Origin of the sequence: Streptomyces sp. NPDC094147, assembly GCF_044764265.1 — a bacterium.
GTDB lineage: Bacteria > Actinomycetota > Actinomycetes > Streptomycetales > Streptomycetaceae > Streptomyces.
The window spans coordinates 187997-211633 of sequence record NZ_JBIWHT010000001.1 but is presented as its reverse complement, the minus strand read 5'-3'; the positions used below and the strand labels follow the sequence as shown (position 1 = coordinate 211633).

Sequence of the window (23637 nt, the reverse complement as noted above, 5' to 3'; positions counted from 1 at the left end):
TGATCACGCCCTGTCCGCGACGCGTTCGCCGAGCAGGCCTTGGGGTCGCACGAGGAGGACGACGATGAGGAGGACGAAGGCCCATACGTCCTTCCAGGCGCCGCCGCCGAAGAGTTCCATGCTGGGGATGTTGCCGATGTAGCCGACGGCGAGGGATTCGGCGAGGCCGAGGACGATGCCGCCGAGCATGGCTCCGTAGATGTTGCCGATGCCGCCGAGTACGGCGGCGGTGAAGGCTTTGAGGCCCATGATGAAGCCCATGCGGAAGCCGACTTGGCCGTTGTGGAGGCCGTAGCCGACGGCTGCGATGGCTGCGAACGCGGCGCCGATGGCGAAGGCCATGACGATGATGCGGTCGGTGTTGATGCCCATGAGTTTGGCGGTGTCGGGGTCTTGGGCGGTGGCTTGCATGCCGCGGCCGGTGCGGGTTTTGGTGACGTAGAACCCGAGGGCGATCATGCAGACGGGGGCGGCGATGAGGATGAAGAGGTCGCCGCGCTGGATGTTGGCGCCGAGGATGTGGAAGGGGGCTCCGTCGAACTGGGGGAAGGAGCGGTCCTTCTTGGCGTCGGGATACCACTTCCATACGGCCTGCTGGAGGGCGAGGGAGAGGCCGATGGCGGTGATGAGGGGGGCGAGGCGGGGGGCGTTGCGCAGGGGCCGGTAGGCGAACCGTTCGGCTGCGGTGGCGACGAGGACGGAGACGATGACTCCGCCGATGATCATGAGTGGGATGGCGGCGAGGAGTGAGAAGCCGGCCGGGAGGGCGAGGAAGACGGTGAGGGCCCCGAAGCCCCCGACCATGAATATCTCGCCGTGGGCGAAGTTGATGAGCTGGACAATGCCGTAGACCATCGTGTAGCCGATCGCGATCAGTCCGTACATCGCGCCGAGGATGAGTCCATTGGCCAGCTGTTGCGGCAGTTCGTGCACCGCGGGGCCTCCGTGAAGTGATCGGATATGGCACCGCGCGGGAGCGCTGGTGGCGCTCCCGCGCGGTCCTTTGAGTGCGTGTGGCGGGATGTCGCCGGGTTACGGCTTGTAGGCCTCGCTGAGCTCGGGCTTCCAGGCGCCGCTGGTGACCTTGTAGGCGGTCATCATGGTGTTGGTGGTGTCGCCGTACTCGTCGAAGGAGACGGGGCCGGTGACTCCGTCGAACTTGACCTTGCCGACGGCGTCGAGGACCTTGGTGCGCAGGTCGCCGCTGGGGAGCTTGTTGTTGTTGGCTGCGACGACGTCCTTGACGGCTTCGATGATGGCCCAGGTGGCGTCGTAGGTGCCGCCCCCGTAGGCCTCGTAGGCGTCCTTGAAGTTGGCGGCCTTGTAGTTCGCGATGAAGGTCTTGGCGGAGTCGAGCTGTTCGACGGGCTTGCCGACGGAGGTGGCGAGGTCGCCTTCGGCCTTCTTGTTGAGCTTGATGAAGTCGGCGCTGTAGATGCCGTCGCCGCCCATGAGCGGGATGTTGGTGCCGCTGTCCTTGAGCTGCTGGGACAGGGGGCCTGCGGCGGGGTATTCGCCGCCGTAGTAGAGGGCCTTGGCGCCGGTGCTCTTGACCTTGGCGACGATGGCGTTGAAGTCGCGGTCGTCGGGGTTGATGTGGTCCGAGCCGACGATCTTGCCGCCGAGCTTGGTGAAGGTGTCCTTGAAGGAGGCGGCGAGGCCGGCGCCGTAGGTCTTCTGGTCGTCGATGAGGTAGACCGAGTCGAGCTTGGCGTTGTTGAACAGGTACTTGGCGGCGAAGGCGCCCTGGACCTGGTCGGTGGTGGCGGTGCGGAAGAACGTCTTGTACGGGCGCTTCTTGGTGCCGGTCTTCCAGCCGTCGCCCTGGGTCAGTTCGGTGCCCGTGTTGGCGGGGGAGATCTGGGTGAGGCCGGCGTCGTTGAGCGGCTTCTGCATGGACTGCGAGACGCTGGAGTTCAGGGGGCCGACGACGCCGACGACGGTTTTGTCGCCGATGAACTTGGTGGCGTTCTGCTGGCCGACGGACGGCTGGGCCTGGTCGTCCAGCGGCTGGGTCTTGAACTCTACGCCGGGCACGAGGTTCTGCTTGTTGGCCGTCTGCGCGGCGAGGTCGGCGGAGTTCTTGATGCCGAGGCCGAGGGCGGACAGGTCACCCGTGAGGGGTGCGTCGACGCCGATGACGACCGTCTGCTTCGTGCCGCTGCTGTCGCCGCCGCCCTTGTTGTCGCGCGACCCGCAGGCGGTGAGTGTGAGTGCGCCTGTGGTGAGCACTGTGGTGAGTATGAGCAAGGAACGGTGTCGCACGGTGGGTCCTTTCCCTGGCGCGGCCTCCTCGTGATGAGGTGCCGTTTCGTCGCCGGGCCGTACTGGGTGGTAGGGGCCGTGCAGCAGTCGCACCCGGCGGCGCGGTGACTGGCCGTGACTCTAAGCCCGGCCGGGGAGGGTGGGGAGCGGCCGGGACAGGATGTGACTTTCTTGTTATGCCAAGGCCAAACGTTGCCGGTGCAGTGCGGACAATTTGTACATTTTGGTACGTCCGAATTTCTCGCATGATGAGAACGCCCAGTTCCGCTAAGGGGCTTGAGGGGATCATGCTGCTGACAGGCCGCCGGGCGTCCGGATGTCGGTCGGTGGCCGGGAGGGCACCGGCCGGCGGCTGGTACCCGCCATCGGCGGTCGGCGTGAATGTTACGGAGTGTTACGGTGATCCGGATGGGCTGGGGAGCTTCGTCTGTGCCCAAGGGTCCGTCGTCGGGGTGCCGTTGCGGTAGCGCTCGGTGCAACCGCGCTGCGCCTGCTGCTCGATGAGCCGGTCCCCGGCGGCCGCGCCGTGGGCGGCGCGCTCCTTGCGGGCGGCGGCCAGTGCGGCCAGCAGGATCTCGTTCTGCCCGTCGGACAGCCCCTTCTCCTGGTAGTCCAGGCCGGAACCCCGCCCCTCGTCCAGCTCCTGCTGCGCCCAGTAGGTGATCAGATGGGTGCAGAGGTCCTGGGGTGAAGTGGCTTGTGCGGAGGGTGAGTTGGGGGAGCCGGAGGGGTGCGAGGGGGCTTCGCTCGTGGTGGAGTAGCCGGCCAGAGCGGCCGATACGGCCAGTGCGCCCGCCAGGATCAGCCGTGCCCGTGACCGCGTTGGGGTCCCCATGACACGAAGTTAGAACGCCGGGTGTGACATGACAATGGCCGGTGAGTCGTCAACTCACCGGCCAGAAAGCGGACTTGGGCGATCCGGGAGGCCCGGCGCAGGGGGTGGTCCGGGGCTCAGTCCTTGAGGCCCTCGGCGTCGCGCAGCAGGCAGGTCAGCCGGGCCGTGCAGACCCGCTTGTCCTGCTCGTCGGTGATGACGATCTCGTACGTCGCCGTCGAGCGCCCGCGGTGCACGGGCGTGGCCACCCCGGTGACCAGGCCGCTGCGCACCCCGCGGTGGTGGGTGCAGTTCAGGTCCACCCCGACCGCGATCTTGGTGAGGCCGCCGTGCAGCATCGAGCCGACCGAGCCGAGGGTCTCGGCGAGCACCGCGGAGGCGCCGCCGTGCAGCAGCCCGTAGGGCTGGGTGTTTCCCTCGACGGGCATGGTGGCCACGACCCGCTCCGCCGAGGCCTCGATGATCTGCACGCCCATGCGGTTGCCGAGGTGCCCGGCGGAGAACAGGGCGGGCAGGTCGACACCGAGGGCCGCGTACTCGTCGATGACTTCCTGCGGGAACTTCACGCTGCTCTGCTCGCCCATGGGCTCCGGCTCCGTTCATCTGCGGTGACTGCGCTGTGGGCACCGTCATACCAGATGCCCTGAGCAAACGCTTAGGACCCAGCTCTCATTGCGGATCACGGGCGTCTGCCCTTCCCGGCCACCCGCGTCGTGCGTTTCTGCTCCGTGTGTCCTCTCCCCGTGTCTACTCCGTGCGTTCGAAACGTACGACCACCGACTTGCTGGCCGGGGTGTTGCTGACGTCGGCCGTCGAGCCCAGCGGCACCAGGACGTTGGTCTCCGGGTAGTAGGCGGCGGCGCAGCCGCGCGCGGTCGGGTAGTGGACGACGCGGAAGCCGGGGGCGCGGCGCTCCACGCCGTCCTTCCACTCGCTGACCAGATCCGTGTACGAGCCGTCGGCCAGGCCCAGTTCGCGCGCGTCCTCGGGGTTGACCATGACGATGCGGCGGCCGCCCTTGATGCCGCGGTAGCGGTCGTCCAGGCCGTAGATGGTGGTGTTGTACTGGTCGTGCGAGCGCAGGGTCTGGAGCAGCAGCCGGCCCTCGGGCAGCGTCGGGAACTCGACGGGCGCGGCGGTGAAGTTGGCCTTGCCGGTGGCGGTGGGGAAGCGGCGCTCGTCGCGCGGGCCGTGCGGCAGCTGGAAGCCGCCGGGGTGCGCGACCTTCTTGTTGAAGTCCTCGAAGCCGGGCACGACGCGCGCGATGCGGTCGCGGATGGTGGCGTAGTCCTTCTCGAACGCGGCCCAGTCGATGGAGGACTTGGCGCCGAGGGTGGCTCGGGCCATGCGGACGACGATGGCCGGCTCGGACAGCAGGTGGGGGCTCGCGGGGGCGAGGTTGCCGCGCGATGCGTGCACCATGCCCATGGAGTCCTCGACGGTCACGAACTGCTTGCCGCTCTTCTGCACGTCCTTGTCGGTGCGCCCCAGGGTGGGCAGGATCAGGGCGCGGCGGCCGGTCACCGCGTGCGAGCGGTTGAGCTTGGTCGAGACGTGGACGGTCAGCGAGGCCTGCCGCATCGCGGCCTCGGTGACCTCGGTGTCGGGGGTGGCGCCCACGAAGTTGCCGCCCATGGCGAAGAAGACCTTCGCCCTGCCGTCCCGCAGCGCTTCGATGGACCGTACGACGTCGTAGCCGTGGTGGCGGGGCGGGGCGAAGCCGAACTCCTTCTCCAGGGCGTCGAGGAACGCGGGCGCGGGCCGCTCGAAGATGCCCATGGTGCGGTCGCCCTGCACGTTGGAGTGTCCGCGCACCGGGCAGACTCCGGCGCCGGTCCGGCCGATGTTGCCGCGCAGCAGGAGGAAGTTGACGACCTCGCGGATGGTCGGCACGGCGTGCTTGTGCTGGGTCAGGCCCATCGCCCAGCACACGATGGTGCGCTTGGAGGCGAGCACCATGGCGAGGGCCTGCTCGATCTCGGTGCGGTTCAGGCCGGTCGCGGCGAGTGTCTCGTCCCAGTCCGCTTCCTTCGCCGCGGCCTTGAACTCCTCGTATCCATGGGTGTGTTCGCGCACGAACAGCTCGTCGACGGCGCCTTCGGTTTCGAGGATCAGCTTGTTGAGGAGGCGGAAGAGGGCCTGGTCGCCGCCGATGCGGATCTGCAGGAACAGGTCGGTGAGGGCGGCGCCCATGATCATGCCCTGCGGGGTCTGCGGGTTCTTGAACTTCTCAAGTCCCGCTTCCGGCAGCGGATTCACCGAGATGATCTTCGCTCCGGCGGCCTTCGCCTTCTCCAGGGCGGACAGCATCCTGGGGTGGTTGGTGCCCGGGTTCTGCCCGGCCACCACGATCAGGTCGGCCTGGTGGAGGTCCTCCAGGGAGACGCTGCCCTTGCCGATGCCGATCGTCTCCGTCAGCGCCGAACCGGACGATTCGTGGCACATGTTGGAGCAGTCCGGCAGGTTGTTGGTGCCGAACTCGCGGGCGAACAACTGCAACAGGAAGGCGGCCTCGTTGCTGGTGCGGCCCGAGGTGTAGAAGAGGGCCTCGTCGGGGGAGCCGAGAGCGTTGAGCTCCTCCGCGATGATCCCGAAGGCGCGCTCCCAGGTGACGGCCTCGTACGTCTCGGTGCCCTCGGGTCCTGCTCCTCGTTCCAGGAGCATCGGCTGGGTGATGCGGCCCTGCTGGCCCAGCCAGTACCCGCTGCGGGTGGCGAGGTCGGCGAGCGGGTGGGCGGCGAAGAAGTCGGGGGTGACCCGGCGCAGGGTCGCCTCCTCGGCCACGGCCTTCGCCCCGTTCTCGCAGAACTCCGCGGTGTGCCGCTTGTCGGTCTCGGGCCAGGCGCAGCCCGGACAGTCGAAGCCGTCCTTCTGGTTGACCTTCAGCAGGGTCTGCGCGGTGCGGCGCAGGCCCATCTGCTGCTGGGCCATGAGCAGGGTGTGGCCGATGGCGGGGAGGCCGGCGGCGGCATGCTTCGGCGCGGCGACCTGCGGCGCGTCCTGGACCGGATCACCTGCGGGCGGCTTGCTGACCATGGCGCTGCTCCCCTTCGAGCGGACACGAGATGTGTACGTATCCGATCCTGTCACGCGGCACTGACAGCCGCGTCGGACAGGTCGGCCGGGTCCGGGACTGGCCAGGATTGTCAGTGGGGCGTGGCAGGATCGGGGGCATGGCTGAGACAGCATCGAAGAAGACCCCGGACAACCGACCGCGCCTGCTCCTCATGGACGGGCACTCCCTGGCGTACCGGGCGTTCTTCGCGCTGCCCGCGGAGAACTTCACGACCGCGACGGGGCAGCCGACCAATGCGGTCTACGGCTTCATGTCGATGCTCGCGAACACCCTGCGTGACGAGGCGCCCACGCACTTCGCGGTGGCGTTCGACGTGTCCCGCAAGACGTGGCGCTCGACGGAGTTCCCCGAGTACAAGGCGAACCGGTCGAAGACCCCGGACGAGTTCAAGGGCCAGGTCGAGCTGATCGGCGAGCTGCTCGACGCGATGCACGCCGACCGGTTCGCGACCGACGGCTTCGAGGCCGACGACATCATCGCCACCCTCGCCACCCAGGCCGAGGCGGCGGGCTTCGAGGTCCTGATCGTCACCGGTGACCGCGATTCCTTCCAGCTGGTCTCCGAGCACGTCACCGTCCTCTACCCGACGAAGGGCGTCTCCGAGCTGACCCGCTTCACCCCGGAGAAGGTCGAGGAGAAGTACGGGCTCACCCCGCAGCAGTACCCGGACTTCGCGGCGCTGCGCGGCGACCCGTCGGACAACCTGCCGGGCATCCCGGGTGTCGGTGAGAAGACCGCCGCGAAGTGGATCAACCAGTTCGGTTCGTTCGCGGAGCTCGTCGAGCGCGCCGAGGAGGTCAAGGGCAAGGCGGGGCAGAACTTCCGCGACCACCTGGACGCGGTGAAGCTGAACCGCCGCCTGACCGAGATGGTCAAGGACGTCGAGCTGCCCAAGGGCCCGGCCGACTTGGCGCGTGTCCCGTACGACCGCGCCGCGGTGACCGGCGTCCTCGACGTCCTGGAGATCCGCAACCCGTCGCTGCGCGAGCGGCTGCTCGCCGTCGACCCGGGCGCGGGCGAGGAGGAGGCGTCGGCGCCGGCCGCCGGGGTGGAGCTGGACGGCGCGGTCCTGGCCGCCGGCGAGCTGGCTCCCTGGCTGGCCGAGCACGGCGGGCAGCCGCTGGGCGTGGCCACCGTCGACAGCTGGGCGCTGGGCGCCGGCAGCGTCACCGAGATCGCGCTGGCCGCGGCCGCCGGCGCCGCGGCCTGGTTCGACCCGGCCCGGCTCGACCAGGCCGACGAGCAGGCCTTCGCCGCCTGGATCGCGGACGCCGCACACCCCAAGGTCATGCACAACGCGAAGGCCGCGATGCGGGTCTTCCCGGAGCACGGCTGGAGCATCGCGGGCGTCACGATGGACACCGCGCTCGCCGCCTACCTCGTCAAGCCGGGCCGCCGCTCCTTCGCGCTGGACGCGCTGTCCGTGGAGTACCTGGGGCGCGAGCTGGCCCCGGCCGCCGCGGACGGGCAGCTCGCCTTCGGCGCGGACGACGAGGCGGAGGCCGACGCCCTGATGGCTCAGGCGCGGGCCGTCCTCGATCTGGGCGGCGCGTTCACGGAGCGGTTGAAGGAGGTCGGTGCGGCGGACCTGCTGCACGACGTCGAACTGCCCACCTCCCTCCTCCTGGCCCGCATGGAGCGGAACGGCATCGCAGCCGACCGGGCCCATCTCGAAGCCATGGAGCAGCAGTTCGCGGCCGCGGTGCAGCAGGCCGTGAAGGAGGCGCACGCCTCGGTGGGCCACGAGTTCAACCTGGGCTCGCCCAAGCAGCTCCAGGAAGTCCTCTTCGGTGAACTGGCCCTGCCCAAGACGAAGAAGACCAAGACCGGCTACACCACGGACGCCGACGCGCTGGCGTGGCTGGCCGCCCAGACCGAGCACGAGCTGCCGGTCATCATGCTGCGCCACCGCGAGCAGGCGAAGCTGAGGGTCACCGTCGAGGGCCTGATCAAGACGATCGCGGCGGACGGCCGCATCCACACCACGTTCAACCAGACGGTCGCGGCGACGGGCCGCCTCTCCTCGACCGACCCCAACCTGCAGAACATCCCGGTCCGCACGGACGAGGGCCGCGCGATCCGGCGGGGCTTCGTGGTCGGCGAGGGCTACGAGTCGCTGCTCACCGCGGACTACAGCCAGATCGAACTGCGTGTGATGGCCCACCTGTCCGAGGACGAGGGCCTCATCCAGGCGTTCGCCTCCGGCGAGGACCTGCACACCACGGTCGCCTCGCAGGTCTTCGGCGTCGCCAAGTCGAAGGTCGACCCGGAGATGCGGCGCAAGATCAAGGCGATGTCGTACGGCCTCGCGTACGGTCTGTCGGCCTTCGGTCTCTCGCAGCAGCTCAACATCGAGGCGGGGGAGGCGCGTGGCCTGATGGACACGTTCTTCGAGCGCTTCGGCGGAGTGCGGGACTACCTGCAGCGGGTGGTGGAGGAGGCGCGCGCGACGGGCTACACGGAGACGATGCTGGGCCGGCGCCGCTACCTGCCCGACCTCAACAGCGACAACCGCCAGCGCCGCGAGATGGCCGAGCGGATGGCGCTCAACGCGCCGATCCAGGGCACGGCGGCGGACATCGTGAAGGTGGCGATGCTGAACGTGGACCGTGCCCTGACCGAAGCGGGCCTCGACTCCCGTCTCCTGCTCCAGGTCCACGACGAAATCGTCCTGGAAGTCGCGCCGGGCGAGCGTGAGCGGGTGGAGGAACTGGTCCGCCGCGAGATGGCCGGAGCGGTGGAACTCCGCGCGCCCCTGGACGTCTCGGTGGGCGCGGGCCACGACTGGGAATCGGCGGCGCACTGAGGGGCAGCGGGGGCAGGCGGGGCAGGCGTAGTCCGGCCGGACCGGGTTGGCCGAGGCGGGGGTCCGGTGGGGCTCGCCTCGGCCGAGGCGGCCTGATCTGGCGTTGCCGCACGGGCACGTCCGGCCGGGCCGATCGCGGCCGACAGCGAGAACCAGCCAATCGGGGGCCGGACTCCGGCCCGCTGTGAGGCCCCCGGCCGCGGACGCCTGCGTACACCCGTGCACGCCAGGAAGCTCTCAGTACCGGCGCGACCAGCGGTTTCCGCGGAAGCAGCCACATCGCGACGGGGGTGTACCTGGTCAGCACGTCCACGGTGACAGCGCCGAGCGGGGGAGTGCGTGACCCGGCCGAACGGCATCGCGGCGGGCACGGCCGTCGACCCGTAGACGGCACGGCACGTGGACGGGTTGTCGCGTCGGCTCCGGTGGCGGCTCGTTCGCGCCGGACCGCGACGTGCTACGCGACTTCAACTGCCAGCTGACGGACATGATTTATCCGTCAGCGATCAACAATGTTCGGTATCCGGCACCGGTTCCCCACCAGTCAACGGGCGACGCACAGATGGCGAATCAGTGAAAACCGGTCGGGCCGCGGTGTCATGGCGCCATCGGTTGCCGTAGTGTCACCTGAGTTCTCGCGCTGGGGAGCGCGGACAGCCGAGTACGGGGAGGGACTTGACGTATGGCACCGCACATGGGCCGACGACTGCGCAAGGGAGCGGGCACCACGGCGGTGGCCGCGGTGGCGGTGGCGGCGCTTTCCGCGTCGCAGGCGCCGGGGGTCGTGCACGCGAGCAGCTCGGGCGACCAGTCGGCCTCGGATGCGACGCCGACGCCCACCCCCAGCAACCCGGCCTCCGGCAACTCCCCGTACTACACGGACCTTCCGCCGCTCGTGTCGCCGACGCCGCCGAATCCGACGGCGACCAACCCCGTCGGCGGTGACCAGCAGGGCATACCTGCGACCGTCCTCGACGCGTACAAGAAGGCGGAGGCGGCGCTCGCGACGGACCGGCCCGGCTGCCACCTCCCCTGGCAGATCCTCGGGGCCATCGGAAAGGTCGAATCGGGACATGCCGACGGCGGTCGCGTCGACGCCAACGGCACCACCCTCACCCCGATCCTCGGCCCGGTGCTCAACGGCGTCGGGTTCGCCAACATCCCCGACACCGACAACGGCCGGTATGACGGCGACAAGTTGCACGACCGGGCGGTCGGGCCGATGCAGTTCATCCCGTCGACCTGGGTGACCTGGGGCAAGGACGGCAACGGCGACGGCGTCAAGGACCCCAACAACGTCTACGACGCGGCGCTCACCGCCGGGTTCTACCTCTGCGCGAACGGTCGCGACCTAGCGGTGAAGGCCGACCTGGACAAGGCGATCCTGAGCTACAACCAGTCGCAGGAGTACCTGACCACGGTCACGACGTGGTTCGACTTCTACCGGCGCGGCAGCTACCAGGTCCCCGACGGCACGGGTTCGGTGCCCGGCCGCCGCAGCGACCAGTCCGCCGGCACGCCGCCGGTCACACCGAAGGCGCCGCCGAAAACGAAGCAGACCCCCAAGCCGACCCCGCCCGCCCCGCCGGCGAAGCCGCCGGTGCCGCCGGCCAAGCCCGGTGGCGACGGCGGCACCCCGAACCCGACGCCCGTACCGCGGCCGACGACGTTCGAAGACGCGGGTACCAAGGAGCTGACGGCCTTCGCGGGCGGCGCGTTCGCCGTACAGCCGACCGCGCGGGTCAAGGACGCGTCCGGCAAGGCGATGGCGAAGGTCGCGGTGAAGTTCGAGATCGTCGGCGACACCGACACCCGCTTCACCAGCGGGGCCACCACCATGACCGTGGCCACCTCGGCGGACGGCACGGCCGCCGCCCCGGCGCTGACGGCGGGCGAGAAGACCGGCACGTTCACGGTGCGGGCCACCGTCGTTGACACGAACCTGTCCGCCGTGGAGTGGAAGGCGACCGTCGTCGCCCGTCAGGCCGACAAGCTGGCCCTCAGCGACACCAAGGAGCTGACGGCCGCGCCGAACGGCGAGTTCGCGAACCAGGTGTGTGTCAAGGCGACCTTCAAGGGCGCGGCCGCCTCCGGTGTCGCGGCCTCCGCGGCCATGATCGTGACCCCGGCCGTCGGCGCCGACCCGAAGGCCGAGCCCAAGGTCAACGACAAGGGCCCGTACTTCAAGGACGCCAAGGGCAACCCGGTCCGCGAGCTCAAGGACCTCAAGACGGACGCGAAGGGAGCGCTGGTCCTGCCGAAGATGTACGCGGACGGCCAGACCGGTACTTTCCTGCTCCGCCTCACCACCGACGGCGGCGCCACACTCACCGTCCAGCTCAAGGTGGCCGCCGCCTCCTGAGCCCGCCCGGGAGGTGTCCGGCCGCGATCCACCGGACACCCCCTGGTCCCCGCTCTTCCCAGCAGCCCCTCCGCCGACCGTCGGCAGAGGGGCTGTTCGACGTGTTCTCATCTTGGCCGGGCGTTGCTACGGTGCCCCCTCCTGACGACCCATCAGCTCCACGGAGGCCGAGCATGCGCGCCCTCACAGCCGCCGCGATCGGACTGGCCGCCGCCCTCGCCATCGTCCTGACCATCTCGGCCATCGGCGCCCCCGAGGGCAAGACCTCGCCCAAGCCGCTGCTCACCACCGTGCCGAGCGCCCCCGGGAAGATCACCCAGACCAAGTAGAGGGAGAGCAGGTCCATGCGACGCAAAGCCAGTCTCGTCCTGCTCGCCCTTGCCGTGTTCTTCGGCGCCCTGTCGCCCCTGCTGCGCTGGTACGCCTTTCCCCGGCTGGCGAAGATCCCGCCCAGCCAGTACCAGGAGGCCGTCCTCGAAGCGAAGGACGCCACCCTCATCGACTACGGCACCATGCAGTCCAAGCAGGTCCCCAAGGTCACCGTCGTCCAGACGCTCAAGGGCAATGTGGAGGCGGCCAAGGAGATCGAGAAGACCGCGGGCAAGGACGTCGTCGTCTGGGACACCCTCTCCTACATCCAGGGCCCCGACGGCAAGATGGTCTCCCAGATCCCCGAGCGCTACATCTTCGACGCGCACAGCCAGGCACCCGTCCACGCCACCGGCGAGATGGTCGACGGGGAGCCGGTGCAGCGCAAGGGCATCGAGTTCAAGTGGCCGTTCCTGACCGAGAAGCGGGACTACGAGTACTTCGACTTCCAGGCCCGCGCCTCCGCGCCCATCCACTACCAGGGGACCCAGAAGTTCCACGGCCTGGACGTCTACTACTTCGAGCAGACCATCCCATGGACCAAGGTGCCCTACCCCAAGAAGATGCCGCTGCCCGGCGTCGACTCCAGCACCCTGGAGAAGACCACCGGCACCACCCTCTGGTACACCACCCAGCGCAGGTTCTGGATCGACCCGGTGACCGGCGCTCCGGTCAACGGCGAGGAGATCAACCACGAGGAGCTGCGGGGCGGCACCCTGCTCGGCGGCCGGGACAAGGTCACCGTCTTCGCGGGGGACGTCAAGATGCGTGACGACTACGTCAACTACACCGTCGACCTGGTCAAGAAGAACCGCACCCTGGTCCTCCTCCTCACCTCCTACCTCCCCTGGGGCTTCCTCGGTCTCGGTATCGCCCTGCTCTCCCTCTCCCTCTGGCTGGAAGCGCGCAGCCGCCGCCCCAGCGACCCGCCCCCCGCCGTCACGGAGCGGCTCGAACCCGTCATTGCCTGAGCCGCGCCTTCGTGAACCGCGTCGCCTCCGCCCCCGTCGGATCCTGTGGCCACGGGTGTTTCGGGTAGCGGCCGCGCAGCTCGGCGCGGACCGCGCGGTAGCCGTCGCGCCAGAAGTTCGCCAGGTCGGCGGTGACGGCGGCGGGCCGCCCCGCCGGGGAGAGCAGATGGATCAGCACCGGCACACCGGCCACCTCCGGCGTGCCGTCCAGGCCGAACATCTCCTGCAACTTCACGGCGAGGACCGGTTGTTCACCCCCGTACTCCACCCGGATCCGTGATCCGCTGGGCACCTCGATGCGCTCCGGGGCCAGTTCGTCGAGCCGGGCCGCCTCTCCGGTCGCCCACGGCAGCAGCCGGTTCAGCGCCTGCCCCGCTTCCATCCGCCCGAGGTCGGCCCGGCGACGGGCCCGCGAGAGCTCGGGCTCCAGCCACTCCTCGGCCCGGTTGAGCAGTGCGGCGTCGGAGACTTCGGGCCAGGGCTCCCCGAGCACCCGGTGCAGAAACGCGAGCCGTTCCCGCAAACCCCGCGCCTCACGGGTCCAGCGCAGCAGGCCGAGCCCGTCACGCGCCAGGCCGTCGAGCAGCGCCTCGCGCACCAGGGCGGGGTCCGGGTTCTTCAGCGGGCGCAGAGATATGTCGACCGCGCCGAGCCGGGCCGCCCGGCGGGCCACGACATCGCCGTCCTCCCAGTGCACCTCCTCGCTCTCCGTCAGCAGATGCCCTGCGGCGAGCCGGGCGGTCGGCTCGTCGACGACGGCGGCCAGGCGCACCCGCGCGGAGGCCGCCTGCACGGGCCGGTCCGCGACGGCCACCGCCAGCCAGTCCGCGCTGCGCAGCCCGGACCCCGGCGCCACCTCGGCTCCGGTGCCGGACACCATCAGGAAGGAGCCACCACCGCGGGCCCGCGCCACCCGTTCGGGGAACGCCAGCGCCGCGATGAGCCCGGCGGCGGCCTCGGCGGATCCCTGCTCGGGGTGGGTCCCGGCGAACGAGGCGAGGCGGCGCACCTCCTGCAACCAGCGCGCCGCGTATGCGTCCGCGCCCCGGCGTGCCGCGCGCCAAGCCGCCGCCAGATCGTCCCCGTACTCCCGGGGCGGCTCCTCGCTCAGCAGCGCCACCACCTCGGCGGCGCGCTGCCCGCCGACCTCGGCCGCACCGTCAAGGAGGGCTCGGGCAAGCCGCGGGTGCAGGCCGAGCCGGGCCATCCGGGCGCCTCGGTCGGTGGCCCGGCCGTGCTCGTCCACCGCGCCGATCGCCGCCAGGACGGAACGAGCCGCGGCCATCGCGCCCGCCGGCGGCGCGTCGAGAAGGGCCAGGCTCCGCGCCGACGGGTCGCCCCAGCAGGCGGCCTGCAACGCGAAGGCGGCCAGGTCGGCGACCCGGATCTCGGGGGCCGGGAAGCGCGTCAGGCGGAGGTGTTCGGCCTCGGTCCAGCAGCGGTAGACCGCGCCCGGGGCCTCGCGCCCGGCCCGGCCGGCGCGCTGGCGGGCCGCCGCCCGTGAGGCCCGTACCGTCGTCAGCGCGCCGAGACCCCGGGCGTGGTCCACGCGTGGCTCGCGGGCCAGACCGCAGTCCACGACCACGCGCACCCCGGGCACGGTCAGTGAGGACTCGGCGACCGAGGTGGCGAGCACCACCCGCCGCCCGCCGGATCCGGCGAGCACCGCATCCTGCACGGAGGCGGGGGCCCGACCGTGCACCTGGAGCACCTCGATGCCGGGCAGATCTCCCAACTGCCGTGCCACGCGGGTGATTTCACCCACTCCGGGCAGGAAGCAGAGCACATCACCGTCCCGCTCGGCCAGCGCCCGCCGTACCGTCGAGGCCACGTGTGTGAGCAGGATCGGGTCCACCCGCATGCCGTGCGGCGGTCGGACCGGCTGCGCGGGCGGTGCCCACACGACCTCCACCGGGTGCGCGACACCGGCGGCCTCGACCACGGGCGCGTTGCCCAGCAGCCGGGCCCAGCCCTCGGCGTCCGTCGTCGCGGACGCCGCCACCAAGCGCAGTTCCGGCCGCAGGGCGGCCCGTACGTCCAGGAGGAAGGCGGCCACCGTGTCCGCGTCGAGGTGGCGCTCGTGGCACTCGTCGAGGACGACGACGTCGACTCCGCTCAACTCCTGGTCGCGCTGGAGGCGTTGGAGGAGTACACCGGTGGTGACGACCTCGACAACCGTGCCCGGCCCCACCGACCGCTCGCCGCGCACGGTGAAGCCGACCCGCTGACCGGTCCGCTCGCCGAGCAGCCACGCCATCCGGCGCGCGGCCGCGCGGGCCGCTATCCGGCGCGGCTCGGCGACAACGACCCGGCGCACCGGGCCGCCCCCGACGAGCCCGGCGAGCACGAGGGGTACCAGCGTGGTCTTGCCGGTGCCGGGCGGCGCGCACAGCACGGCCGTCCCGTGCCCGTCGAGCGCGGCGAGCAGCTCGGGCACGGCGTCGCGTACCGGGAGGACGTCGAGTGCGTCGGTTCGGATCATGCGTTCAGTGTCGTACGTCCCGCCGGTCGGCGTGACGCTCTGTCCACAAGGGCGGTGGATTGTATGACTAATGGGCTGTGTCGGTGGCGGGATGCCTGCTGTGCACGGCGTCCCGACCTCCAGAACCTAGTAACCGACGGTGAAGTGTCTGTCCTCGCCCGGATGCTCGAGTGCGTCGACCACGGCCAGGGCCAGGTCTTCGGCCGAGATGCGGGACGTGCCGTCGGGGCCGGTGATGAGCGTGGTGGTGCCGCGGCGGTACTTTCCGGTGCGGCGTCCGGGTTCGAGGACGGCGGGCGGGCTGAGGTAGACCCAGTTGGCCGGGTGTGTGCGGCAGACGTCCAGTTGCGCGGCGCTGGCGGCGGCGACGGTGCGCCATTCCTGCGGCACGTACTCAGGGCTGTCGACAACGAGCCGGCCGGGACGTCCCGGGATCTCCAGGGGGCCGGCGCCGCCGACAACGAGGATGCGTGTCCGGGCTGCCGCGGCCGCGTCGAGCAGCGCCGTCGTGGTCGTGACGGCGGTGTGTTCGTGCCCGGGGGCAGGGCGGGTGGCGGCCACGACCGCGTCGGTGCCGTTGAACAGCCGGCTCATGTGGTCGGGGTCGTCGGCGTCGCCCTGGACCGCGGTCACTCCGGGCGGCAGAGCGGCCGTCCGTACTGTCCGGAATACCGCGATGAGGTCGTGGCCCCGGCGTGCGGCTTCGTCGACGACGCGCGAGCCGACCATTCCTGCGGCTCCGACGACGGCGATCTTCATCGAGGTGTCCTCTCCGGTGTGCGTGTGGAAGCTGAGTCGTGCGAGCGAGCGGGCGGCGGGAGCTGCCCCGCGACGATGGCGGCGAGTGAGAGCCCGAACCCCACGAGTTGGACCGGGCCGAGCGTCTGGCCGAGCAGTACGGCGCCGAGAGAGGCGGCGACCAGCGGCGAGAGCAGGGTGAGAACCGCGACGGAGGTGACGGGCAGGGTGGTGATGCCGCGGAACCACAGGACGAAGGAGACCAGACCGCCGACCAGGCCCAGCCAGAGGTAGCCGAGGGCGGCGGTCGCGTCGATCGCGGGAGGCGGCCCCTCGACAAGGAAGGTGACGGGCACCAGGAAGAGGCCCCCTGCGGTGAGTTGCCAGCCCGCGAAGGCGGTGGGGCTGACCTCGGAGGGCCGGCCCCAGCGTTTGGTGAACGTCAGGCCGAGCGCCATGGAGGCCGCGCCGGCAAGGCCCGCCACGATCCCGGCGACGTCGAGTGCCGCAGCCGGCCCGATCACCACCAGGCTGACGCCCCCGACGCCCATGACGCCCCAGGCGAGGCGCCAGGCGGAGGGGCTCTCGTGGAGGACCGTCACGGCCAGGACGGCGACGATGAGCGGCTGGGCCGCCGCCACGGTGCCGGCGACACCGCCCGGCAGGCGTTCGGCCGCGATGAACAACAACGGGAAGAGCAGCCCGATGTTCAGCACACCGAGCACCGCGGCCTTTCCCCACCAGGCGCCGCGCGGCAGCGTCCGGGTGATCGCCAGCGCGATCAGGCCGGCGGGCAACGCACGCAGGAGTCCCGCGAACAGCGGGTGTCCCCGCGGGAGAAGCTCGGTGGTGACGATGTAGGTCGTGCCCCACGCCAGGGGAGCGAGCGCCGTGAGGGCGGTGCGAGGCAGATTTCCGCGGGGAGCACCTCTGCTGGTGCCGTGGGACCCCCTGATTGCTGCGGGACTTGTCATACGCGCAGTCTCATCGCCGTGCGATCAATGAGTCCAACACATGTTTGTCAGCTCATCAATCTCGATACAAGATGGATCGATGGAGCTCCAGCAGATGCGGTACGTCGTCGCCGTCGCCGAGACGAACAGCTTCACCAGGGCCGCCGAACGATGTCTGGTCGTCCAGTCCGCCCTCAGCCACCAAATCGCGCGCCTGGAACGGGAACTCGGCGCGAGACTCTTCGAGCGCACCAGCCGCCGGGTGCGGCTGACACCGGCCGGTGAAGCGTTCCTCCCGGCCGCCCGCCAGTGTTTGGACGCCGCCGAGCGCGCGGCCGCCGAGGTCGCCGCAGCCGTCGGAGAGGTACGCGGACGACTCGCCGTGGGCCTGATCCCCACCGTCGCCGCGGTCGACATCCCGAGTGCGCTGCGTGACTTCCGCCAGCAGTACCCGCACGTGCGCATCAGCCTGCGTGTCGGCGCGAGCGACGAACTCGCCGAGCAGGTCAGGCAGGGCTCCCTCGACGTGGCGTTCCTCGGGCTGCCGACCACGGCACGACCCCAGGGTGTCGCCGCCCACGAACTCGCCCGTGACCGACTCGTCGCGGTGGTCGCGCCGGACCATCCCCTCGCCGACGAGCCGGCGGTCGACCTGCGTCGGCTCTCTTGCGAGGTGTTCGTGGACCTTCCGGCCGGGACAGCCGGACGCATCCAGTCCGACCAAGCCTTCTCGGCCGCCGGTCTCGGCCGTGACGTCGCCTTCGAAGTGACCACCGCGGACTTCATCGCCCGACTCGTCGGGCAGCGCCTCGGCGTGGCCATGCTCCCCTCCGCCTACGCGCCTCAGCTCGCGGGCGTCATCACCATCGAGGTCACCGACGCACCGGCGCGCGTCGAGTACGTCATCTGGAGCCGCTTCAGCCGCACGCCGGCGGCGACCGCCTTCCTCGCCGTTCTCGACATCACGGCACAGGACCGACCCGACTCGTAAAGCGCTCCGGAAGCGTTCGCCGCGAGCGGGCAGCCCCAGAGGGCGTCACCGGTCAAGGGAGGCGCCGCGGCCGCCCCCGGGCACGTGCTGCCCGGGGCCGGTCAGGCGTGGGCCCGCGTCAGTCCCGTACGCACACGAAGACGGCGGTCCCGGGGATCAGATTGCCCCGCAGGGGGGACCAGCCGCCCCACTCCTGGGTGTTCCAGGCAGGCCACTCCGGCTCGACCAGGTCCTCCAGGCGGAAGCCGCCCGCGACCACGTCCCGCACCCGGTCGCCCAGCGTGCGGTGGTGCTCCACATAGACCGCCTCGCCGCGCTCGTCCTGCTCGACATACGGCGTACGGTCGAAATAGGAGGCGGCGACGGACAGGCCCTCGGGGCCGGGTTCGTCGGGGAACGCCCAGCGGATGGGGTGGGTGACCGAGAAGATCCAGCGGCCGCCGGGGCGCAGCACCCGCCGCACCTCGCGGAAGACCTTCACCGGGTCCGCCACGAAGGGGACCGCGCCATATGCCGAGCAGGCCAGGTCGAAACTTCCGTCCGCGAAGGGGAGTGCGCCCGCGTCCGCCTCGATCAGAGGGAACGTGCCGCCGTCGATGCGCAGCGCGTGCTGGAGCTGGCGGTGCGAGAGGTCAAGGGCCACCGGGCGGGCGCCCTGCGCGGCCAGCCAGCGCGAGCACTGGGCCGCGCCCGCGCCGATCTCCAGGACGTCGAGGTCCTTCAGGGACTCGGCCGGACCCAGGAGGCGGGCGTCCGCCTCGTCCAGACCCTCGGGTCCCCAGACGAAACGGTCGTCCCCCAGGAACGCTCCGTGATCGGTCTGGTACTCGTCGGCGTTCCGGTCCCACCAGCCGCGGCTCGCCCGGCTGCTCTCCGTGTCCCCGGCGGCACGCCGGGTCGCCGCGGGCTCGGATTCGGGCCCGTTCTCGGACTCGTACGCTTGGATCTCTTGGCTCATCGTGTCCGTCGTTGTAGTTTGCGCGGAACGCGACCTCGTGTTCTTGAACGAGGTCTGCGGGGCCCATCGTGGCCTCGGTGAACCTTAATTGTGCCGGGATTGCGGTGATCCGCCCCGGGTGTGCGCCTTCGCGCATTGACCGTGTCCGGCTGCCCCCGTATGCTACAAGTTGCGCTGCGAGCCTGCGCACCTCAGACGTAGCAGGCGCGCTTCCATCTGTTGTATGTCCCCTCGGTTGTCGAGGCGCCATCCGGACCGACCCGGATAGGCGCTTCCCAGGCTGTCCGGCTTCTGCAGAGGCGATACGGGCTCTCGGCGTGGCAGTACCTACGACTTTCTGTCCGTAACCGGAGCCCTTTCCCACATGACGAGCAGCACCGAGACCACCGCCACCACCCCGCAGGTTGCGGTCAACGACATCGGTAACGAGGAAGCCTTCCTCGCCGCGATCGACGAGACGATCAAGTACTTCAACGACGGCGACATCGTCGACGGCGTCATCGTGAAGGTCGACCGGGACGAGGTCCTGCTCGACATCGGTTACAAGACCGAAGGTGTCATCCCGAGCCGCGAGCTCTCGATCAAGCACGACGTCGACCCGAACGAGGTCGTCAAGGTCGGCGACGAGATCGAGGCCCTGGTTCTCCAGAAGGAGGACAAGGAAGGCCGCCTGATCCTCTCGAAGAAGCGCGCTCAGTACGAGCGTGCCTGGGGCACCATCGAGAAGATCAAGGAAGAGGACGGCATCGTCACCGGCACCGTCATCGAGGTGGTCAAGGGTGGTCTCATCCTCGATATCGGCCTCCGTGGCTTCCTGCCGGCTTCCCTCGTCGAGATGCGCCGCGTCCGCGACCTCCAGCCCTACGTGGGCAAGGAGCTCGAGGCGAAGATCATCGAGCTGGACAAGAACCGCAACAACGTGGTCCTGTCCCGCCGTGCCTGGCTCGAGCAGACCCAGTCCGAGGTTCGCCAGACGTTCCTCACCACCCTGCAGAAGGGTCAGGTCCGCTCCGGCGTCGTCTCCTCGATCGTCAACTTCGGTGCCTTCGTGGACCTGGGTGGCGTCGACGGTCTCGTCCACGTCTCCGAGCTGTCCTGGAAGCACATCGACCACCCGTCCGAGGTTGTCGAGGTCGGCCAGGAAGTCACCGTCGAGGTCCTCGACGTCGACATGGACCGCGAGCGTGTCTCCCTGTCGCTGAAGGCGACGCAGGAGGACCCGTGGCAGCAGTTCGCCCGTACGCACCAGATCGGGCAGGTTGTTCCCGGTAAGGTCACGAAGCTCGTTCCGTTCGGTGCGTTCGTCCGCGTCGACGAGGGCATCGAGGGTCTGGTCCACATCTCCGAGCTGGCCGAGCGCCACGTGGAGATCCCGGAGCAGGTCGTCCAGGTCAACGACGAGATCTTCGTCAAGGTCATCGACATCGACCTCGAGCGTCGCCGGATCTCGCTGTCCCTGAAGCAGGCCAACGAGTCCTTCGGTGCCGACCCGGCGTCGGTCGAGTTCGACCCGACCCTGTACGGCATGGCCGCGTCCTACGACGACCAGGGCAACTACATCTACCCCGAGGGCTTCGACCCCGAGACCAACGACTGGCTCGAGGGCTACGAGACCCAGCGCGAGGCGTGGGAGGGTCAGTACGCCGAGGCGCAGTCGCGCTTCGAGCAGCACCAGGCCCAGGTCATCAAGTCCCGCGAGGCCGACGAGGCCGCTGCTGCCGAGGGTGCTGCCGCCCCGGCCGGCGCCCCGGCGGGCGTCTCCGGCGGTTCGTACTCCTCGGAGTCGGACGACAACTCCGGCGCCCTGGCGTCGGACGAGGCGCTGGCTGCCCTGCGCGAGAAGCTGGCGGGCGGCCAGAGCTAAGGCTCTGACCCCAGCTGGTAGATAGCTGAAAGTAAGGCCCGCTCCCCATGGGGAGCGGGCCTTACTTCATTCCCCTGCCAAGTGCCGCGCCCCTTCGCCAACTTGTCTCCCCGGCAAGCAAGTTGCGGGGCTTTCAGGAAAGCGGCGCGGATGGGAATGCCCGCGTCCCCGCAGTCGTTCTTCCTGGTGAACACGAGGAGGAGCGGTAATCGTGCTTGATCCGCAGGATTTGTACGAATGGGAGCCGAAGGGCCTCGCTGTCGTCGACATGGCGCTCGCGCAGGAGTCGGCCGGCCTGGTCATGCTCTACCACTTCGACGGCTACATCGACGCGGGTGAGACCGGCGAGCAGATCGTCGAGAAGCTGCTGGACACGCTGCCCCACCAGGTGGTGGCCCGCTTCGACCACGACCGCCTGGTCGACTACCGTGCCCGCCGCCCGCTGCTGACCTTCAAGCGGGACCGCTGGACGGACTTCGAGGTCCCCGCGCTGGAGATCCGTCTGGTCCAGGACGCCACGGGCGCGCCCTTCCTGCTGATGTCCGGCCCCGAGCCGGACGTCGAGTGGGAGCGCTTCGCGCTCGCCGTCCGCCAGATCGTCGAGCGCCTCGGCGTGCGCCTCTCGGTCAACTTCCACGGCATCCCGATGGGCGTCCCGCACACCCGCCCCGTCGGCATCACACCGCACGGCAACCGCACGGACCTGATGCCCGGCCACCGTTCGCCGTTCGACGAGGCGCAGGTGCCCGGCAGCGCCGAGTCGCTGATCGAGTACCGCCTCATGGAGTCCGGCCACGACGTCCTGGGCGTCGCCGCGCACGTCCCGCACTACGTGGCGCGCTCGGCCTACCCGGATGCGGCGCTGACCGCTCTGGAGGCGGTGACGGCGGCAACGGGCCTGGTTCTGCCGAGCGTTGCGCACGGCCTCCGTACGGAGGCGCAGCGCACCCAGACCGAGATCGAGCGGCAGATCGGCGAGGGCGACGAGGATCTGGTCAGCCTGGTCCAGGGCCTTGAGCACCAGTACGACGCGGTGGCGGGCGCGGAATCCCGCGGCAATCTGGTCGCCGAACCGGCGGACCTGCCGTCGGCGGAGGAACTGGGCCGCGAGTTCGAACGCTTCCTCGCGGAGCGGGAGGGCGACGCGTAGGGCGGCCCCGCCCAGGAGGTGCGTCCGGCCGCGCCGGGTTTACGGGAACCCCCTAGGCTTCCGCTCATGCTGAAGGTGGGCCTGACCGGCGGTATCGGCGCCGGCAAGAGTGAAGTTTCACGGCTTTTCGTCTCGTACGGAGCCGTGCTGATCGACGCGGACAGGATCGCCCGCGAGGTCGTCGAGCCCGGGACTTCGGGCCTGGCGGCGGTGGTCGAGGCGTTCGGCCCCGGCATCCTGTCCGCGGACGGCACGCTGGACCGCCCCAAGCTGGGCGGCGTCGTGTTCTCCGACCCCGACAAGCTCGCGATCCTCAACAAGATCGTGCACCCGCTGGTCGGGGCGCGGTCCGCGGCGCTCGAATCGGCGGCGGGTCCCGACTCGGTCGTCATCCACGACGTACCCCTGCTCGCGGAGAACGGGCTGGCGCCGCTGTACGACCTGGTGGTGGTCGTGGACGCGGCCCCCGAAACCCAGCTGGACCGGCTCGTGCGCCTGCGCGGTATGACCCCCGACGAAGCCCGCGCCCGCATGGCCGCCCAGGCCGACCGCGCCCAGCGGCTGGCCGTGGCCGATGTCGTCATCGACAATGACGGCCCCTTGGAGGCGCTGGAGCCGCAGGTGCGGAAGGTGTGGGAGGGGCTGGTGGAGCGGGCGGGGCGGTAGGGCCCGCGAGGGTGTTTCCGGGGTCCGCTAGGGGTGATTCCGGCGTACGTGACCTGGCGCGCTGGTGGCGGCGCGGCTCCGAGGGCGCGAACCTGGCACGTAGTGGGCCCAGCACATGGCGGTCCCGGCGCGTAAGTGGCCCCGGCACGCTGCGGGCCTCACAGCTCTGAGGGCGTGAACCCGGCATCCGTGTGAACCGGCGCGTACACGAACCGTACGGATTCCCTCTTCACGCGGGGTTTCCACGACTTGGGCCGCCGCCCCGACCCGGTGCGGATTACGATCCGAGTGTGCTCTTCATACTGGCGGGTTTCACAGTGCTCGGCGGACTCGTGGCGGTCCTCGCCGGGGCGTACGGGCTGCGGGAGACCCGGCGCGTGGAGGCGGCGGGTGCGCTCACGTGGGCGCTGGTGAAGCCGGCGCCGCAGGGGTCGGAGCGCCCCCTCCTGCAGTACGAGACGGCCGACGGCCGCGTCCTGGAACTCCCTTCGCCGGTCCCTCCCAACCGCCGCGAGCCGCTTCCGCCGGGCGCCAGCGTCCGTGTGTCCTACGACCCGGCGGACCCGCGCACCGTCATCCTCCTCGGCCGCGAACGCACCGCCCTGGACCGGGCGTTCATGGCGGCGGGAGCCGTGATCGTGCTGCTGGGGCTGACCTTGGCGATGGCCGCGCTCTGAGTCACGCCTCCCGGAGGGGCGACCGCGTTCGTATGCGTACGGAATACACGAGCTGGGCATGGCGTTGACAACGCGCAGCGAGGGAAAGGACATGCACGTGGCGGAGAGCACCCCCGAGACGCACGTCATCGACTACCGTGCGGCCGAACATCTCCTGGCCGCCCGGGACCCGCGCGGCGCCGTCAAACTCCTCGACTCGGTCATCGCGGCCCACCCCGAGAACACCGCGGCCCGCCTGCTGCGCGCCCGCGCCTTCTTCGCCTCGGCCCAACTCCGTTCCGCGGAGCTGGAGTTCCAGCTGGTCCTGGAGCGCGAACCGGACAACGCCTTCGCCCACTTCGCCCTGGCCCGCACCTATGAACGCGAGTCCCGCCCCGCCCAGGCAAAACGCCACTTCCGCCTCGCGGCGGCCCTGGACCCGAAGCCGGAGTACCTCGCGGCAGCGCGGTTCGAGGAGGAGGGGGCGTAGCCGGG

General features: G+C 70.3%; 19 protein-coding genes. 10 read left to right on the top strand and 9 right to left on the bottom strand.

The genetic code is table 11. From position 1 onward, the window contains the following. Nucleotides 1–3: 3 nt before the first annotated feature. The 5 genes from ACIQ8J_RS00985 to ACIQ8J_RS00965 all read right to left on the bottom strand — a co-directional run bounded on the left by ACIQ8J_RS00985 (nucleotide 4) and on the right by ACIQ8J_RS00965 (nucleotide 6136). The gene (locus ACIQ8J_RS00985; RefSeq protein WP_399049635.1) at nucleotides 4–933 is read right to left on the bottom strand and encodes a branched-chain amino acid ABC transporter permease; all 930 of its coding nucleotides are present in this window, start codon (nucleotides 931–933) and stop codon (nucleotides 4–6) included. Nucleotides 934–1032: 99 nt separating this feature from the next. Continuing rightward, on the bottom strand, nucleotides 1033–2250 hold the full coding sequence (locus tag ACIQ8J_RS00980) for a branched-chain amino acid ABC transporter substrate-binding protein (RefSeq protein WP_403265138.1): 1218 nt from the start codon (nucleotides 2248–2250) through the stop codon (nucleotides 1033–1035). A 409-nt stretch (nucleotides 2251–2659) separates the two neighbouring features. Then, complete coding sequence (locus tag ACIQ8J_RS00975; RefSeq protein ID WP_403263518.1) at nucleotides 2660–3100, bottom strand: hypothetical protein; 441 nt, start codon at nucleotides 3098–3100, stop codon at nucleotides 2660–2662. A 116-nt stretch (nucleotides 3101–3216) separates the two neighbouring features. Then, entirely contained in the window at nucleotides 3217–3684 is a 468-nt protein-coding gene (locus ACIQ8J_RS00970; RefSeq protein WP_403263516.1) for a PaaI family thioesterase, read from the bottom strand. A gap of 163 nt (nucleotides 3685–3847) precedes the next feature. Further along, complete coding sequence (locus ACIQ8J_RS00965; RefSeq protein ID WP_403263515.1) at nucleotides 3848–6136, bottom strand: FdhF/YdeP family oxidoreductase; 2289 nt, start codon at nucleotides 6134–6136, stop codon at nucleotides 3848–3850. A 137-nt stretch (nucleotides 6137–6273) separates the two neighbouring features. Here ACIQ8J_RS00965 and polA point away from each other — a divergent pair, with 137 nt between their 5' ends. From polA to ACIQ8J_RS00945, 4 genes are all read left to right on the top strand, one after another. Then, nucleotides 6274–8982, top strand: coding sequence for a DNA polymerase I (polA, locus tag ACIQ8J_RS00960; RefSeq protein WP_403263513.1), 2709 nt, complete (start codon nucleotides 6274–6276; stop codon nucleotides 8980–8982). Between the two features lie 682 nt (nucleotides 8983–9664). Continuing rightward, nucleotides 9665–11344 carry a lytic murein transglycosylase gene (locus ACIQ8J_RS00955; protein ID WP_403263511.1) on the top strand — a complete coding sequence of 560 codons (1680 nt, stop codon included), beginning with the start codon at nucleotides 9665–9667 and terminating at the stop codon, nucleotides 11342–11344. Nucleotides 11345–11517: 173 nt separating this feature from the next. Further along, nucleotides 11518–11673, top strand: coding sequence for an SPW_0924 family protein (locus tag ACIQ8J_RS00950; protein ID WP_403263510.1), 156 nt, complete (start codon nucleotides 11518–11520; stop codon nucleotides 11671–11673). 15 nt (nucleotides 11674–11688) lie between these two features. Then, nucleotides 11689–12684: a DUF3068 domain-containing protein gene (locus ACIQ8J_RS00945; RefSeq protein ID WP_403263508.1), complete on the top strand. Its 996-nt coding sequence runs from the start codon at nucleotides 11689–11691 to the stop codon at nucleotides 12682–12684. Here ACIQ8J_RS00945 and hrpB read toward each other — a convergent pair. From hrpB to ACIQ8J_RS00930, 3 genes are all read right to left on the bottom strand, one after another. Then, nucleotides 12674–15166 carry an ATP-dependent helicase HrpB gene (gene hrpB, locus ACIQ8J_RS00940; protein ID WP_403263506.1) on the bottom strand — a complete coding sequence of 831 codons (2493 nt, stop codon included), beginning with the start codon at nucleotides 15164–15166 and terminating at the stop codon, nucleotides 12674–12676. The genes ACIQ8J_RS00945 and hrpB overlap by 11 nt on opposite strands. Nucleotides 15167–15292: 126 nt before the next feature. Continuing rightward, nucleotides 15293–15925: an NAD(P)-dependent oxidoreductase gene (locus tag ACIQ8J_RS00935; RefSeq protein ID WP_403263504.1), complete on the bottom strand. Its 633-nt coding sequence runs from the start codon at nucleotides 15923–15925 to the stop codon at nucleotides 15293–15295. Further along, nucleotides 15922–16878, bottom strand: a complete 957-nt coding sequence (locus ACIQ8J_RS00930) for an EamA family transporter (RefSeq protein ID WP_403263502.1) — start codon at nucleotides 16876–16878, stop codon at nucleotides 15922–15924. The genes ACIQ8J_RS00935 and ACIQ8J_RS00930 overlap by 4 nt, the downstream gene beginning before the upstream one ends. Nucleotides 16879–16957: 79 nt before the next feature. Between ACIQ8J_RS00930 and ACIQ8J_RS00925 the strand changes: the two genes are divergently transcribed. Beyond that, complete coding sequence (locus ACIQ8J_RS00925) at nucleotides 16958–17848, top strand: LysR family transcriptional regulator (protein WP_403263500.1); 891 nt, start codon at nucleotides 16958–16960, stop codon at nucleotides 17846–17848. Between the two features lie 118 nt (nucleotides 17849–17966). Here ACIQ8J_RS00925 and ACIQ8J_RS00920 read toward each other — a convergent pair whose 3' ends face one another. Then, entirely contained in the window at nucleotides 17967–18806 is an 840-nt protein-coding gene (locus ACIQ8J_RS00920; RefSeq protein WP_403263498.1) for a class I SAM-dependent methyltransferase, read from the bottom strand. Nucleotides 18807–19170: 364 nt separating this feature from the next. Between ACIQ8J_RS00920 and rpsA the strand changes: the two genes are divergently transcribed. From rpsA to ACIQ8J_RS00895, 5 genes are all read left to right on the top strand, one after another. Then, nucleotides 19171–20670, top strand: coding sequence for a 30S ribosomal protein S1 (gene rpsA / locus ACIQ8J_RS00915; RefSeq protein WP_100574468.1), 1500 nt, complete (start codon nucleotides 19171–19173; stop codon nucleotides 20668–20670). 211 nt (nucleotides 20671–20881) lie between these two features. After that, complete coding sequence (locus ACIQ8J_RS00910; RefSeq protein WP_403263497.1) at nucleotides 20882–21820, top strand: PAC2 family protein; 939 nt, start codon at nucleotides 20882–20884, stop codon at nucleotides 21818–21820. Nucleotides 21821–21886: 66 nt separating this feature from the next. Beyond that, nucleotides 21887–22486 carry a dephospho-CoA kinase gene (coaE, locus tag ACIQ8J_RS00905; protein ID WP_403263495.1) on the top strand — a complete coding sequence of 200 codons (600 nt, stop codon included), beginning with the start codon at nucleotides 21887–21889 and terminating at the stop codon, nucleotides 22484–22486. A 290-nt stretch (nucleotides 22487–22776) separates the two neighbouring features. Beyond that, the gene (locus ACIQ8J_RS00900; protein WP_403263493.1) at nucleotides 22777–23163 is read left to right on the top strand and encodes a DUF3592 domain-containing protein; all 387 of its coding nucleotides are present in this window, start codon (nucleotides 22777–22779) and stop codon (nucleotides 23161–23163) included. A gap of 91 nt (nucleotides 23164–23254) precedes the next feature. Then, nucleotides 23255–23632: a tetratricopeptide repeat protein gene (locus tag ACIQ8J_RS00895; protein WP_403263492.1), complete on the top strand. Its 378-nt coding sequence runs from the start codon at nucleotides 23255–23257 to the stop codon at nucleotides 23630–23632. Nucleotides 23633–23637 lie beyond the last annotated feature (5 nt).